The following is a 14,159-nucleotide window of genomic DNA, read 5'->3' on the forward strand; positions in this document are numbered from 1 at the left end:
GGGATGGCCCGCCCCGCATGCCGCCGCGCGGCCGGTGCCCTCCTCGCACCGGCGATCGCGCTCGCCTGCCTCGCCGGCTGCGCGCCGGCCGGCGCCTCCGAGCGCGCGGTCGAGGAACGAGCGGCGGCCGAGCTCGAGGGCGTCGCGAGCCTCGACGGCCCGGCCTTCGAGGCCGCGGCGGCGTCGCTTTCCGCACGGGCGGGCACCGAGCGCTACGGGGTGGACGCGGCCGAGTTCTGCCGGGAGCTGCTCGCGGGCCTGTCCTTCGAGGTCCGCGGGGCGGACGTGGACGGCGCGAGGGCGACGGTACACGTCGACGTGACCCGCAAGTCCATGGGCCGCGCGATGCCCTCGTTCGCCGCCGCGTTCGCCGAGTACCGGGGAAGCGACGCCTTCCTCTCGGCCACGCCCGAGGAGGCCGCCGAGCGCACGGGCGAGCTGATCCTGGAGGCGGTGAGGGAAGCCCCCTTGGAGACGGTGGCCGCAGAGCTCCCCTTCGAGCTGGAGGGCGGCTCGTGGGTCCCGGCCGAGGGCTGCGAGGACGAGCTCGCCCGGGCGCTGGCGGCGCCCGGCGGGCGGAGCGAGCAAGGAAGATGAACCTATCGGGAAAGGAAAGAACATGGAAGACGCGAAGAACGAGAACCTGGCCAACGGGACGATCCTTGCCAGGGCGGCCCTCGCCGCCCTGGCTCTGGCGACGGCGGTCGCCTTGGCGGCCGGGCTTTCCGGCTGCGGCCAGCCGCCGGAGGAGCTGATCCGCAGCGGCGTGGAGTCCGAGCTCTCCGAGATCAAGGCCATGGAGGGCGGGGCGTGGGACGACGTCATGGAGGGCATGGCCGCGGGCTCGGCCGGCCTCGAGCAGTACGGCGTCGACGGCGAGGGGCTCGCCCGGGCGCTGCTCGAGGGCTTCGACTACCAAGTGGGAGAGGTGCAGGTGTCCGGCTCCGCCGCGACCGTCGAGGTCGAGACCACGTGCAAGTCGCTCGCGGCCGTCGGCGAGGCGTTCAACGCCAAGGTCGAGGGCTATGCGGAGAGCGCGCCTGCCGAAGGGGCCGACGAGTCGACGGTGGGCAAGCTGTTCATGGAGGCGATGGCCGAGGCGCCCCTGGAGACGACGACCATAACCCTGCCCTACGCGCTGAACGGGAGCACGTGGGAGCCGGGCGCGGGATTCGAGGCCGCGCTCATGCAGATGTTCGGGATGTAGCGGCCCGGGCGACGAGGCGTTCCGCGGGAGAGAGGAAGATCGATGCAGAAGGATGCGAGCATGAGCAGGAGGTCGTTCGCGGCCCTGGGGGCGGCCGCGCTGGCCTCGGCCTGCGCGGGAGCGCTGGCGCCCCGGGGCGCGGCGTGGGCCGATCCGTCCGGGACGGCGAGCGTGGAGGCCGAGAACGGGTGCGTGAGGATCACGCACCCGGACCAACCGACGTCGTCGAACATACCGCAGGCGACGAGGGACGACCCGCCGCGCGCCTCGGTGACGGTCGGCTCGACGGCGGAGCCCTCCTGGCTGAGCGTGTCAGGCGTGCCCGCGCACCGGGACTGCGAGTTTCTGCGCGTGACCGTCTCCGACGGCGCCGGGGGCTTCGCCGAGGTCGCGCGCTACGACGAGGATGAGGGCAAGCCCTCCCTGCTGGCATGGGACTTCGATCTCGGGGCGACCGCCCTGCATTTCCGGCAGTCCGAGATCGGAGGAGACGCCTTCAACCTCAAGATGAGGCTGGTCGAGCCGGTGGCGTTCCCGCTCGCCTTCCGCTACGAGTACGCCCCGGCGCCCGTCTACACGATCTCGTTCCACGCCGACAGGGGCTCGGGCAGCGAGGTCGTCGCCGTGTACGAGCGGCACTACCTGGACGAGCGCGGCGAGCCGCCCGCCGTCTCCCGGCCGGGTCACCTGCTGGTCGGCTGGCGCGACATGGACGGCCCCGCCTCCGGCCCGCCCGCGTGGTACGAGCCGACGCTGTGGATGGAGCGGGCCGACCTGGACTTCGAAGCCGTATGGGAGGCGAGGGAGTGCGCGGTGTCCTACGACCTGGCCGGCGGCACCCTGGACGGCGCCGCGACCGTGGCCGGCCGGGTCGTCGGGTTCTCCGACAAGGGGATCCTGCCCGTTTCGGGCGCCGATCCGACGAGGGAGGGCTTCGCCTTCGCGGGCTGGGCCTGGCAGGGCAGGCCGGTGGCGCCCGACGACTCGGTCGAATCGCTCGCGGGGGACGACTCCGTCGCGTCGCTCGAGCTCGTCGCGCAATGGACGGAGGCGCCCCCGGTCGGCGACGGCGGCCAGCCGGCTGCCGGCGCCCCCTCGGAGCCGGACGGCAGGCCGTCGAACGGCACGGCGAACGCGAAAGCGACGGGAGAGCGGCTCGCGGCGACGGGCGACCCCGCAGCGGTCCCGGCGGCCCTGTCCGCGGCCGCAGCGGCCGCGGCCGCGCTCGCGGCGTCCTCGGCGCTCGGCCGGCGGGGGCCGGGAGGCGCAGCGGACGACGAGTGACGAATCCTTCCCGAGGCGAGACGCGAGGAGGACCTCATGGCAATGCCGCTGCGAAGCGGCGGATCGGAGCGAACCATGGAAGACAGAGAGACGACGGCGGGCGGCGGCGACGTCCCGGCCTCGGTCGGTGGCGCCCAGGAGGAAGGCTGGGTTCCCGGGCCCCTCGCAGAATCCGAAGCCCGACGGGGGGCGGCCCCGCCGCCACCTGTCGGGCAGCCTGCGACGGCTCCTCCGCCCTTTTCCGCCGCCCCGCCCGCGCCCCTGCCGGGCGCGGGGAAGGCGACCGCCGCGCTCGCCCTGGGCATCGCGGCCATCGTGCTGTGCGCCGCCCCCCTGCTCGGCATCGCCCTGGGCGCAGCCGCCGTCCTGGTCGCGGGGTCGTACCGGAAGCTGCTCGGCGAGGACGGCGGGGGCGATCCCAGGGCCGGCCGCGCCAAGGCGGGCCGGGTGTGCGGCTTCGTCGGCATCGGCTTGGGCGCCCTGTGGACCTTGGTCTGGGCGGCGGCGATCGCCATGGGCGTGTGGGCGGTCTCGGTCGCGGGGATCCACGAGGGCTCCGACCCGCTGCCGGAGCCCCCGGCCGCGACGCAGGGGCCTTCGACCGGGGGAGGCTCCGAAGCGGACCCGTCTGGCGGATCTGCAGGCGGCTCGGCCGCGGATCCCGACGACGTGATCATCGCCGGCGGGGCGGACGTCTCGTCCAAGTACGCGTTCGAGGTGGACACGGCGGTTGTGGGTCTCGACGAGTACTCGGAGGCCCCGGTGGTCGTCCTCGTGGGGGATTTCACGAACGAGTCGGACGAGACGGTCTCGTTCTCCGATGCTCTCGGCGCGACCGCGTCCCAGGGCGGCCGGGAGCTCTACTCCGCCTACCTGAGGGGCGCGGACGCGTTCAACTACGAGTCCATCGCGCCCGGCGAGACCGTGCCGGTGTTCGTCGGCTGGGAGCTCGGGGACGCCGAGTCGGACGTCGAGATCGTCGTCTACGACCAGTACCACTACGCCAAGCAGGCCGTATTCGAAGGGGCCTACACGATAGACGAGCTTTTGGCCAACACCGAGGCGCTCTCCAGCGAGCTGGAGGGCATCATCGACGAGGAGCAGGAGCTGGCCGCGTAAGCCGGCGGGCCCTCGGGGAGGAGGGGGAGATGCGCGACAAGCGCATGGCCGTGTTCGCGGCCGCATACGAGAAGGGATCCATCGCCGCCGCGGCGAGGTGCCTCGGCATCTCGTACCAGGGGGCCCTCCGGCGCGTGCGCGACCTCGAGGGTGAGCTCGGCGGGGACCTGTTCGTCAGGGCGCCGTGGGGCGTCGTCCCCACCCCGCTCGGCCAGGAGGTCCGCGCCGGGCTCGACCGGGAAGCCGGAGGGGAGGGATAGCGCCGTGGAGATAGGGCTGCTCGACTACCTGGTGCTGAGGACCTCGCCGACGTTCGTCTCGAGCCTGCGGGCCGCTCCCGGCCTCTGCGCCAGCGCGATCAGGAGGATCGACGACGCCGAGGCCTTCGGGATCGACGAATGGAACGAGGCGGGCGCCTACCTGTGCCCGGGCTACGTCGCGCGCGGCGACTGCGAGTCCGCGAGGCGAGCCTTGGCCGAGGCGCTGGACCGGACCAGAATCGAGGGCGCCGACGGGCGCCGAGGAAAGGACGAGAGATGACTGAGAACGAGAACGACCCGAACGTCGGCGGAGGGCCTCGGGACTGCCCGCCGCCTCCCCCTCCGGGATACGCCGGACAGGCTCCCTGCCCTCCGCCGGCCCCTCGGCCGGCCCAGCCGCCGGTCCCGAGCGTCCTGTCGATGGCATGGGCCGACGTGCGCGCTTCGAAAGGCTGGCTCGGCAAGGCGGCGCTGCTCGCGCTCGTCATGATGGTGCCGGTGCTGAACTTCTTCGCCGTCGGGTACCTGCTCCTGTGGGGATGCGACGCGGCGCGCGGACGGCGCGAGGCGCTTCCCCAGGGGACGTTCAGGGACGGCTCGTTCGCGCTCGGCTTCTACGTCCTCGCGGTGGGCTTCATCGCGGGCGCGGTCGTGGGGCTGGTCGCCCTCGTGCCGATCCTCGGCCTGCTGGCCCTCGCGGCCATGGTGGTCCTGTACCCGCTCCTGTACGCCGCCTTCCTGCGCATCGGCCTGACCGGCCGCTTCGGGGCCGCGTTCGACCTCTCGGAGATATGGGCGCGCTTCCGGGCGGGCATGGGGCAGGCCATGCTCGCCTGGTGGGCGCCGTCGCTGATCTCGTCGGCGGCGGTCTCGGTGGTGGCCGTGCCGATCGCGCTCCTGGCGATCATGCCGATGTTCGCGGCGGCGGGCTTCGCGGGCACGGGGTCGGAGATGGCCGCCCCCGCCGTCCTCCTCGGAGTGGGGGCCTTCTTCCTGGTCGGCGCCCTGATCGCCTACGCGGTCATGCTCCTCTCCGCCTGCATGCAGATGGTCGTGTTCCGCGCGTTCGGCCACTGGGTGGCGCGCTTCGCGCCGCACTGGACGCAGCCGCAGGCTCCGCTGGAATGGCAGGTGCCGATGGGAAGATAAGGGTTGCGGATCGCCAGACCGAGCTATCTCGTCATTTGCAAGAGCGCTGCCCTCGCATATTTGCTTGATGCGACGGCAGCGCTCTTTGCCGTGTCGGGCTTTCTGTCTGCCTTGGTTTTCAAACATGATCATTTCGTAATCTTTGCCATAAGACGAGAAAGGCGCCTTTCGGCGTCTTCGAAAAAACGATGGTATTCGGTTGGCCGTGCTCTCGTCCAGCAGGTCGGCCTCTTCGGCAGGCTCCCTAATCCCGAGGGTAGTTGTGGTTCTCGTACAGGTAGCGGAGCAGCTGCGGCTTCGGGACGATCCAGGTCGTTCCCACCCTCGTGCCCCTGAGCTCGCCGCCGTTGAGCAGCTTGCGGATCTCCTGGGCCGTGACGTTCAGGGCCTCGGCTACCTGGCGGGTGTTCATCATGTAGGGCAGTCCCTCGAGCATCGGCAGGTAGATCCTCTCGGGATCGGCCTCGAGGCAGGCCTTCTCGAGGTTCTTCGCCTCGCCTGCAGCCGAGTATCCCCGGTCGCCTCGCCCGCTCCTAGCCATGCTTCGGATCCTTCCACTGCACGGCTTCCTGGCGCCCGGCTCTTCTCGAAGGTCCCCTTCCCGTCAGGTCGTCGAGCGACATGCCGACCATGTCCGCTATCTTGACCGCTTCGGGGAGGGTCCAGTCCCGAATGCCCCGCCGTTTCCAGCTGAAGCTGTTGCTTGACATGGGCATCGCCTTGGCCAGGTCGCTTTGCGTCATGCCGACCCGCTTCATGTACACGGTCAGAGCCAGATCGAGGTTCGGGTAGTACATCTCCATACCTCCCATCCCTTCCATATTGCCAGATGGAAAGCCAATTTCACTTGGCCGTCCCTCCATTGTATGTCACGGCTCGGCTTTCGGGTTTTCATGCTAACCAATCTGACCCGCAGACTCACTTTTCGCGGTTTGCGGCTCATGATCGTGAGGGGGCTCAGCCCGATCTCCGTATCCTCCAAAGGGATTGCGCCCGGAGGGGGCGGGCTTCCCTCCGGGCTCGCGCCTACCGGCGGGGCCGTCCCTCGCCCAGAGAGGCGCTCGCCGCCGCATCCTCTCCGTCGCCGCTGCCAGGCTCCCGGCGATCCTTGTCACCGCGCCCGATCGGCGGCCCCGCGATCGCGAGGACCGCTGCGGCTGCGAGCGCCGCGCCTAGGAGCCACGCCCACGAGGGCAGCGGGTCGCCCGTCTTCGGCAGCAGGGCCGCCAAGGTCCCGGGGATCGCCTCGTCGTACATCGTCACGTGCTGGACCTCCCCGGTCTCCTCGACCGTGAACGCCACGTCCTCGGCCAGCCCGTAGTCTTTGGGGGCCGCGCGCTCGACGAGCACGTAACCGCCCGCCGGCAGCTCCTCGATCATGTGCGGCTCTCCGTCCGAAGTCCACGAGTCCACGACGGCGCCCTCCTCGTCGCGCATCTCGAGCTCGGCCCCGGCGAGCTCTCCCTTGCCCGCGATGTCTTGCTTCGACACCCGCACCTTGGTGAAGTCGTTCTCGAGGGCCAGCTCGAAGCGCGCCTTCCCCTCGATCCGACCGCCGTCGTCGACGACGACTTCGCGGACATCCTCGTCGAGCACGTATCCCGGCAGGGCCTCCGTTTCCCGGAACTTCCAGATGCCCGGCTCCAGGTAGCGGGCCTCGATGCGGCCCTCCTCGTCGGTCGCGCCCGATTCCAGGGCCTCGGGGGCCACGAGCACGTCCGCCTCCTCGACCGACCAGGCGAGGGTTCGGGCCTCGGCGCCGGGCCCGCCCTCCCACGACGCAGACGCGCGCAGCACGGCGGTGTCGGATTCGGCCGAGAGGTCGACGGACGCGATGTCGAACTCGGCCGGCTCGCCCTCCTCGCTCGAGATGGCGGCCCTCAGCTCGTAGCTGCCGAAGGGCGCTTCGGCGATCCAGGCTCCTCCCTTGCCCTCCAAGCCGACCGCCTCCCGGCCCGCGACCTCGTCGGAGGCTCCTCCGGCGTCGTCGGATCCGCCCGAGGTGGGTACGAGCGAGACGCCGGCGACATCGACGCCTTCCGGGGCCTCGACCGCGATCCCGACGGCGCCGGCCCCCTCCGGCGCGTCTACGTCGATCTCCGCCTCCGCGGGCCACCATGCGAAGGAGACCCCTTCGAGCGGCTCGCCCGTGCCGGTGCGCGTCTTGACGACGTCCGCCTCCGTGGGCGCGTCGTAGGCGCCCACGCGCTCCTCGAAGGCCTCGGCCTCCTGGCCGGCGTACGCGAGCGTCACCACGATGCCCTCGTCGCCGTCGGGAAGGGCGCAGCCCGCCGGGGGCTTCGTCTCGACGACCTCGTACGTGCCCAGGTGGAGCTCGTCGCAGCGGGCGACGCCTTCGGCGTCGGTCTCCATGGTCGAGACGACCTCCCCTTTCTTGTGGCGGACGGTGCCGTCGGGGGTGGCGATGTCCGTCGCCGCCCGCACCTCGTAGACCGCGCCCTGCAGCGGATTCCCGCTGTAGGAGTCGTGCTTGCGCAGCGCGATCGTCCCCTTCTGCGGCTCGTCGGGGTACTCGGCGGACGCCTTCACGACGGGCGTCGACTGGCCGGCGTAGGCGAGCTCGACCCTCACCGGCTCGTCGGAGAGTACGTAGCCTTCGGGGGCGGCGCGCTCGACGAGCTCGTAGGCGGACAGGTAGAGCGGCCCGGTCTCGGCGCGCCCGGAGCCGTCGGTTTCCAGGCGCTCGACCACCTCGCCCGCCTCTACCAGGACGGCGCCGTCGCCGGCGAGCACGTCATCCGTCGCCACCACGTCGAACTCGGCTCCCGCCAAGGGCACGGTCTTGCCCGTCTCCGCGTCGGTCTTGACGACCTCTATCGTCCCGCGGGCCTGCTCGTCGGGAACCGAGACGGCGGCGGAGGTGACGGGGACCTCTTGCCCGGCATAGGACAGCACCGCCTCGACGGGGCTCCCGTCGAGCAGGTAGGGGGCGGGCGCGGCCGTCTCGCGCACGAGATAGCGGCCGAGGTAGAGCTCGCCGGTACGCGCCGTGCCGGTCCCGTCGGTCGAGACCTCTGCCACGACCTCGCCCTTGACCGCGCGAAGCGTCCCGTCGGGCGTGACCACGTCCTCGGCGGCCTCTACGGCGAACGTCGCCGTGCCCGACGCGATCGCGCCGCCCGTCTCGGAGTCGGTCTTCGTGATCGCGATCGTCCCCTTCTGGGGGCTGTTCGCGACCGTCACGACGATCGGCTCGTCCCATGCGCCCACGGTGAAGGAGTCGACGGCGAAGGGCACCGGGTCGGGGCTCAGCACGTAGCCCTCCGGGCTCTGCGCCTCCTGGATGTAGTAGCGGCCCTGCGCGAGCTTCTCGGGAAGGACGCAGGCGCCGCGGCTGTCGGTCGTGAAGGCCGAGTGGACCGTGACGGTGGGATAGTGCGAGGTGAGCGTCACGACGTCCATGCTCTCGTCGAGCACGCGGAACGTCATGCGGCCGGACACCTGCCTGCCGGTCTCCGCGTCCTGCTTGACGACGCGGATCGCGGTGCCCGTCTTGTCCTCGAGCGTGTAGCGCAGGACCTGCCCGTCGTCGACGACCTCGACCTCGAAGGGGTCGACACGCTTGTAGCCCTGCGGCACGGTGGAGGCTACCTCGCGCACCTCGTAGCGCCCAACGGGAAGGGAGCCGGACGCCCCTTGGGCGCGCAGCGTCTCGGTGGAGGCCCATCCCGCGTCGTCGGTCCTGATCGTGCACACGACCCCGCCTTCGGCCGCCTCCTTGCCGTCCGGCCCGATGACGGGGTTCCCGTTGAGGTTCGCGATCTCGAACTCGACGCCGGCGAGCGGCACCTTGACCTCCGGCTGCTTGTCCTCGTCCGTCTCCGTCTCGCCGAACTTCACGAGCGAGACGTCGCCCCTCTTCACCTGCTCGGGAACCTCCGGCATGTCGTACGTCGAGACGTTGGGCGCGGAGGCGCCCGGTTCGATCTGGCGGACGTACGCCGTGGAGTTGGGGAGGTACCCCGCAGGCGCGGCGACCTCCCGGACGACCAGGGTGCCGTAGGGCAGCCCGACCTGCCCGAGCGAGTTCTCGAACCTCTCCTCCAAGGGGATCGTGGCCCAGCCGTCCTCGTCGGTCGTGATCGTCCAGGTGCGGCCGGGCGCCGTCTGGGCGATGGACGGCCAGTCCGCCGCCCAGTTCCCCTCGACGCCGTCGACGGCCTCGACCCTCCAGTCGTGCGTCCCCTCGCCGTCGGGCGCTATCCCCCGAACGTAGCCCGGGTACCAGCTCACCTCGAACCTGGCGCCCGCGAGAACGGCGCTTCCCTGGGGCAGGTTCGCGCTCCCGTTGAACTTCCTCTCGCCGTCGAACTTCCCGAGCAGGGCGGCGACGGGGTCGAGCCCGGGCACCTCCGCGACGCGGACGGCGGCCGTGCGCCCCGACAGCGTGGCATGGTGCCTGTCCCTGTCGAGCTGGAACCCTTTGGAGGACGTCTTCTCCTGCACGTAGTAGTCCCCGTAGGGCATCCTCCCCGTGCCGGCGCGCCCGTTCTCGTCCGTCGTGATCGAGCACACCCACTCGCCCGACGCCTTGAACACGTCGTAGACGGCCCCTGCGAGGGAATAGCACGGGTTGCCGTCCGTGACGCCCGGATCGGAGCTCTCCTTCACCAGCTCGATGAAGCCGCCCAAGGGGGCGGACTTGAGCCATGCGATGCACTGGCTGCCGTTGCCCCGGGTGACCCCGACGGTGGCCTGCCGGGCGCAGTCGCGCAGGGCCTCGACCGCCTCGGGCGCGACGCCGTCGACCGCGTCCCCGTCGACGATCGCCGAGCAGAGCTCGTGGAAGGCCCTGCTCTGCTCCTCCCATTCGCCGCGGTTGCTGGTCCCGTTGAAGGGGTCGCACCATCCGTTCCATGCCTGGGCGAACACGTAGGAGAGCATGACGTGCAGCCGCGCGTAGTAGCTGTCGTCCTCGTTGTGCATCGAGAGGCAGCGCCTGGTCTGCTGCCAGAGCGGCGAGGCAACCTCGGCCACGTCGTTGCGGCTCCCGTAGCCTTCCCCGACCGCGTGCTCCGCGAGTATCATGGCCGTGCATATGATCGCCGCGCCCCTGCTGTCCGACCCCTTGGTCTCGTCGTAGGCGTACCGTCCGTCGGGGGTGCCGAGGTTGGGCTGGGTGCAGAAGGCGAGGTGCCCGTCCGCCCTGAAGTAGTTCGTCCCGAACCCGTCGTAGAGCTCGGAGCCCGTGTTCGACACCGTCACGGAGCTGTCCGCCCGCGCCGCCGGGGGAAAGGCCGCCCCCTGCAGCGCGACGATAAGCGCGAGCGCCGCGGCGGCCAGCCCGCGCGCCCTCCTCCCGCGCTCCCTCGGCGAGCGCCTATGCGCCGTTCCCGCTTCCGTCCGTTCCATTGCCCTCTCCTTTCCTGCCGTCGTTCTCGATGCTCACGGCCGACGCCACCAGCGTCGCGTGGTACGCGCTCGACCCGTCCGCGCCGACGCTGCGCCTGCTGCGGATCCTGCCGACGAGGCAGACCCTGTCGCCGGGGGCGACCCCGGCGAACCTCTCCGGGGCGTCGGGCGCGTAGTACGAGCAGTTGAAGTAGTCCCTCTGCGGCGCGGCCGAGCTCCCGTCGTCCCGCTCGGTGACGGCGACGACGCGGACGTTGGCGACCGGGACGCCGCCACCCGTCGCTCCGAACGTGGGCTCCGCGGTGACCGTTCCCGACACGACCGCGAGGTTCTCGTCCCTCATGATTCGCCGCCCCCCTTCGCCTCGGAGGCGCCCTTCCTCTTGAAGGCCGGCCTGCCCTGGCCGCGCCGTCTCGGCGCGAGCTCGCCGCAGAAGGGGCCCATGTCGGGCAGGTCCGCCTCCACGTCCAGCAAATCGGGAGAGTGGGGCATGGCGGCCCACCTGAGCCCTTCGGCCTTGAGCGCGTCCTTCAGGAACGAGGCCGTGCGGTCCATGGCCTTGGCGTTGGAGTCGGCGAAGGCCCAGACCGACGACGAGGCGGCGTCGCGCGGGGCCTCCGACGCGAACCTCTTCAGGTCGGCGGCCTCGGGCAGGGACGTGCCCGTCACGATAACGCGGGCGTCCGCGAGGTTGAAGGCCGCGATGTTGGGCTCCGGCACGTCGCGGCCGTAGTAGAGGACCGCGCAGTCGACCACGACCGCATCGTAGTCGCCCTTCGCGGCGCTCGGCGCGCAGCCGCGGAAGACGTCGACGCCCCGGAGCCTGAAGCGGTCCTCGGCCCTCGCAACCACGCTCGAGGCGTACAGCGCCCACTCGTCGCCGTCGGAGAGCACGAGCGCGCACCTCGCCTTCTGCGCGGCGAGCCAGAAGGCGCAGGCGAAGGCGGCGTGCGTGACCCCCGCTCCCGGGCGCACCCCGGCTACCGCGAGCGTACGCTTGCGTGGTGCGGGCCTGGGCCTCGCGCCATCGGCGAGCGCGGAGGCGACGGCCTCGGCGGCCGCCTCGGCCGCGACTTCCCGGATCTCCTCCCTCGCGAGGGAGGACCTTCGCGGCGAGCAGCCCGTAGTCCACGAACTCCGCCGTCGGCGCGTCCTCGGCGCCTTCCCTCCCCCCGGCCAGCGCCGCCGCAGGCTCCGGCTCCCAGGATCCTCGGAGGCCTCGCGCGCGGGAGGCGCCGGGGGCAGGGAGGGGCGCGGGCGCCTCTTGCGGCCGAACGGCGGGCCGCTTGGGCCTGCGGCGGGCAGGCGCCTCCTCCGCCCACCCCGCGACGTCGGACGGCAGCGCCGGGGCCTCGATCCTGCGCGGCAGCACCGTCCTTGTGACGTGGCCGGCGGAAGGCACGACGATGTCGCGGACCCCCGCGGCGACGAGCCTTCCGAGGTACGGGTCGTCGGCCGGCCTGGACGGCGACGCGAGGAACACGATTCTCATGGTGCCCTCCGGGCTGAACACGTAGTCCAGGACGCCTTCCTCGGAAGGTCCGCCCTCCGGCATCGACTCGTCGTCCACCACCGCGACGGCGAACCCTCGTCGCGCGAGGGCCGAGAGCGTCGAGGCGACGTCGGCGCCCTCCGTCCAGGCGAGAACCGCCGCGGGGCCGAATCTCCCCATGGCCCCCGTCACCTCGCCCGCCCTCTCGGGGGCTGCGAGGACCGCCACGGCATCGTTTCCCATATCGTTCTCCTTCCGGTTGCAGCTACATAGGCTCGAGTATCACGAGCTGGGGGTAGGGCGCCTTCGCGACGAGCGACTTCAGGAGCTCGAGGGGGATGTCGAGCTTCGCCTCGCCGGCGTCCTCGATCTCCGACCACGTGGCGCTGCGGGAGCCGGGGTCGGCCAGGTACGCCGTCCGCCCGTCCTCCGACAGGCCGGCCCACACGACGAAATGCCCCGACGTGGCGAAGGCGTAGCCCTCCGATGGCCCCGAGGAGGCGATGTTGGCGATCGCGCAGCCCCCGCGCCCGATGGCGTCCGCCGCAGCCTCCCAGTCGCCCTCCTGCGCGTACTGCGCGTGGTAGCCCCTCAGCCCGAACTCCTCGGAGGCGCCGGGGATCTGCGAGGGGTAGAGCAGGTTCGCGGAGTCGAGGACGCCCCGCTCCCGTCCCATGGAGAGCACCGTCAAGGGGTCGATCGAGCGGTCGCCCGAGTAGGTCGCCCACACCATGGCGAGGCATGTCGTGCCGCATCCCGACGAGCCGATCGTCCCGCCTCCCACCAGGTAGTCGGGGCTCTGCCATTGGGGGTCGCCCTGGTTGTAGTAGACCCACTCGCCCTGGAACGCCGGCGGGCCGCCGGAGACGAGCTCGTAGAAGGCGCGCTCGCTGAACGTGATGCGCCCGGCGGCGTCGACCTCGACGGATCTGAGCGCCCGCAGGTAGGAGCCTGCGAGCTCCTGCTTCTCGGAGGCGGTGAACAGCGGGTCGGCCCACGCCTCGGAGCCGGGCTCTCCGGGCGCGCCCTCGGGGGGCCGCGAGAGCCAGTCGAGCACCTCCTCGAGCTCGGCCGCGTAGCGGCTCGCGTACGCCTGCGGGGCGTTGCCCGGAGGGTTCGCGATCATGGCTCCGCAGAGCGCCCTGGCCACTTCCTCGTCGCTCATCGAGTCGTCGAGGGCAGCCGCCTCGAAGTAGCGCCGCGCCCCTCCGGGCCCGTTGAGGTTCACGAGCCCGCACACCAGCCCCTTGACGCAGTCGCGCCGGGACGGCAGCGACGCGAAGCCCATCTCGCCGAGCAGCCGCTCTCCGGGCAGGTAGTAGCTATCGTACTCGTAGCGGTCCTGGAGCTCGGCGAAGAGCGCCGGGTCGGCCGCGTAGGCGGCGATCCAGGACCTCTCGAGCGCCGGGTCGCCCTGGGCGATGGGGCCTGCGGACCACGGCTCCAGCATCGGGAAGGCCCCGGGGGCCTCGGAGAGGCAGAAGGCTATGAAGCCGTCGAGCCCGTATCGGCGGTCGAACTGGTAGTAGCCGAGGGCGTTGCCGCCGTCGCCCCAGCCTCCTCCGTAGTCGGCGCTCTCGTGGGCGGCGTAGTACTTGAACTCCTGCGAGAGCGATCCGAGCTCCGCCCCGCCGGACGAGGCGAACATGTCCGCGAACGTCCGGCACGAGACGCGCCAGTACGTGCTCGCCACCTCCTCGGTCCACCTCCAGACGCCCGCCTCCTCGTCGAAGGAGGCCCCGAGGCCCTCGGCCCCGTCGGGCTCGTCCGCGCTCTCGCGCGGGACCAGGTCGACACGCGTCTGCCGGACGGCCTTGAGGGCGCGCTCATGGACCGCCTCGTAGCGCGCCCTGTTCGACTCGACGAGGCCGAAGTCGTTGCCGGACATCGCGCTGTCGAGCGCCCAGAGCCACTGCCAGCTGGGAAGCTCGTAGACGCTCGATCCCTCCTCGTCCGGCCAGCGCCCGCGCGCCCACCGCTCGAGCCTCTCCTGCTCCTCGGAGTAGTGCCGGACGCGGTCCGCCTCGATGCCCCCGCCCCGCACCCCGAGGAGCACCGACCCGCCGCCCGCGTCGGCGAAGCGCCCGCCGGCCGCGTCGGTCGCGACGTCCCACAGGCCGATGGGCGCGCTCAAGAGCGCGAACCCGGCAAGGATCGGGAGCGCCGCGGCCCCCGCCGCGAGCGCCGCGAGGCCGCCGGCGCGCCCTCCCTCCGCGGACGGCGAGAGCAGCGAGGACAGGGCGCCGAGGGCCTTCGCGACTGCCGGGACGCCCAT

General features: G+C 71.8%; 13 protein-coding genes. 7 read left to right on the forward strand and 6 right to left on the reverse strand.

Annotated features, from left to right (window positions below):
• Positions 1-3: 3 nt before the first annotated feature.
• From FJE54_RS05905 to FJE54_RS05935, 7 genes are all read left to right on the forward strand, one after another.
• Entirely contained in the window at positions 4-597 is a 594-nt protein-coding gene (locus FJE54_RS05905; protein ID WP_139651780.1) for a hypothetical protein, read from the forward strand.
• Between the two features lie 22 nt (positions 598-619).
• Positions 620-1,207: a hypothetical protein gene (locus FJE54_RS05910; RefSeq protein ID WP_139651781.1), complete on the forward strand. Its 588-nt coding sequence runs from the start codon at positions 620-622 to the stop codon at positions 1,205-1,207.
• Positions 1,208-1,249: 42 nt separating this feature from the next.
• Positions 1,250-2,491 carry an InlB B-repeat-containing protein gene (locus tag FJE54_RS05915; RefSeq protein WP_139651782.1) on the forward strand — a complete coding sequence of 414 codons (1,242 nt, stop codon included), beginning with the start codon at positions 1,250-1,252 and terminating at the stop codon, positions 2,489-2,491.
• Positions 2,492-2,566: 75 nt separating this feature from the next.
• A complete protein-coding gene (locus FJE54_RS05920; RefSeq protein ID WP_139651783.1) occupies positions 2,567-3,610 on the forward strand; it encodes a DUF5067 domain-containing protein in 1,044 nt (347 codons plus the stop codon).
• 29 nt (positions 3,611-3,639) lie between these two features.
• Entirely contained in the window at positions 3,640-3,870 is a 231-nt protein-coding gene (locus tag FJE54_RS05925) for a helix-turn-helix domain-containing protein (RefSeq protein ID WP_139651784.1), read from the forward strand.
• 4 nt (positions 3,871-3,874) lie between these two features.
• Positions 3,875-4,150 carry a hypothetical protein gene (locus FJE54_RS05930; protein ID WP_139651785.1) on the forward strand — a complete coding sequence of 92 codons (276 nt, stop codon included), beginning with the start codon at positions 3,875-3,877 and terminating at the stop codon, positions 4,148-4,150.
• 140 nt (positions 4,151-4,290) lie between these two features.
• Positions 4,291-5,019, forward strand: a complete 729-nt coding sequence (locus tag FJE54_RS05935; protein WP_139651786.1) for a DUF4013 domain-containing protein — start codon at positions 4,291-4,293, stop codon at positions 5,017-5,019.
• Positions 5,020-5,263: 244 nt separating this feature from the next.
• On the opposite strand, the gene FJE54_RS05940 is transcribed toward FJE54_RS05935, so the two are convergent.
• The 6 genes from FJE54_RS05940 to FJE54_RS05965 form a co-directional block, all read right to left on the reverse strand.
• Positions 5,264-5,560 (reverse strand): helix-turn-helix domain-containing protein, encoded by a 297-nt coding sequence (locus tag FJE54_RS05940; RefSeq protein WP_139651787.1) that lies wholly within the window; start codon positions 5,558-5,560, stop codon positions 5,264-5,266.
• Positions 5,553-5,822 carry a helix-turn-helix domain-containing protein gene (locus tag FJE54_RS05945; protein ID WP_139651788.1) on the reverse strand — a complete coding sequence of 90 codons (270 nt, stop codon included), beginning with the start codon at positions 5,820-5,822 and terminating at the stop codon, positions 5,553-5,555. The genes FJE54_RS05940 and FJE54_RS05945 overlap by 8 nt, the downstream gene beginning before the upstream one ends.
• A gap of 223 nt (positions 5,823-6,045) precedes the next feature.
• Entirely contained in the window at positions 6,046-10,392 is a 4,347-nt protein-coding gene (locus FJE54_RS05950) for a SpaA isopeptide-forming pilin-related protein (protein ID WP_139651789.1), read from the reverse strand.
• A complete protein-coding gene (locus FJE54_RS05955) occupies positions 10,361-10,735 on the reverse strand; it encodes a single-stranded DNA-binding protein (protein WP_139651790.1) in 375 nt (124 codons plus the stop codon). Before FJE54_RS05955 ends, FJE54_RS05950 begins: the two co-directional genes overlap by 32 nt.
• Positions 10,732-11,286 carry a hypothetical protein gene (locus FJE54_RS05960; protein WP_139651791.1) on the reverse strand — a complete coding sequence of 185 codons (555 nt, stop codon included), beginning with the start codon at positions 11,284-11,286 and terminating at the stop codon, positions 10,732-10,734. Before FJE54_RS05960 ends, FJE54_RS05955 begins: the two co-directional genes overlap by 4 nt.
• A gap of 863 nt (positions 11,287-12,149) precedes the next feature.
• Positions 12,150-14,159: a C39 family peptidase gene (locus tag FJE54_RS05965; protein ID WP_139651792.1), complete on the reverse strand. Its 2,010-nt coding sequence runs from the start codon at positions 14,157-14,159 to the stop codon at positions 12,150-12,152.

The organism is Raoultibacter phocaeensis (genome assembly GCF_901411515.1).
GTDB lineage: Bacteria > Actinomycetota > Coriobacteriia > Coriobacteriales > Eggerthellaceae > Raoultibacter > Raoultibacter phocaeensis.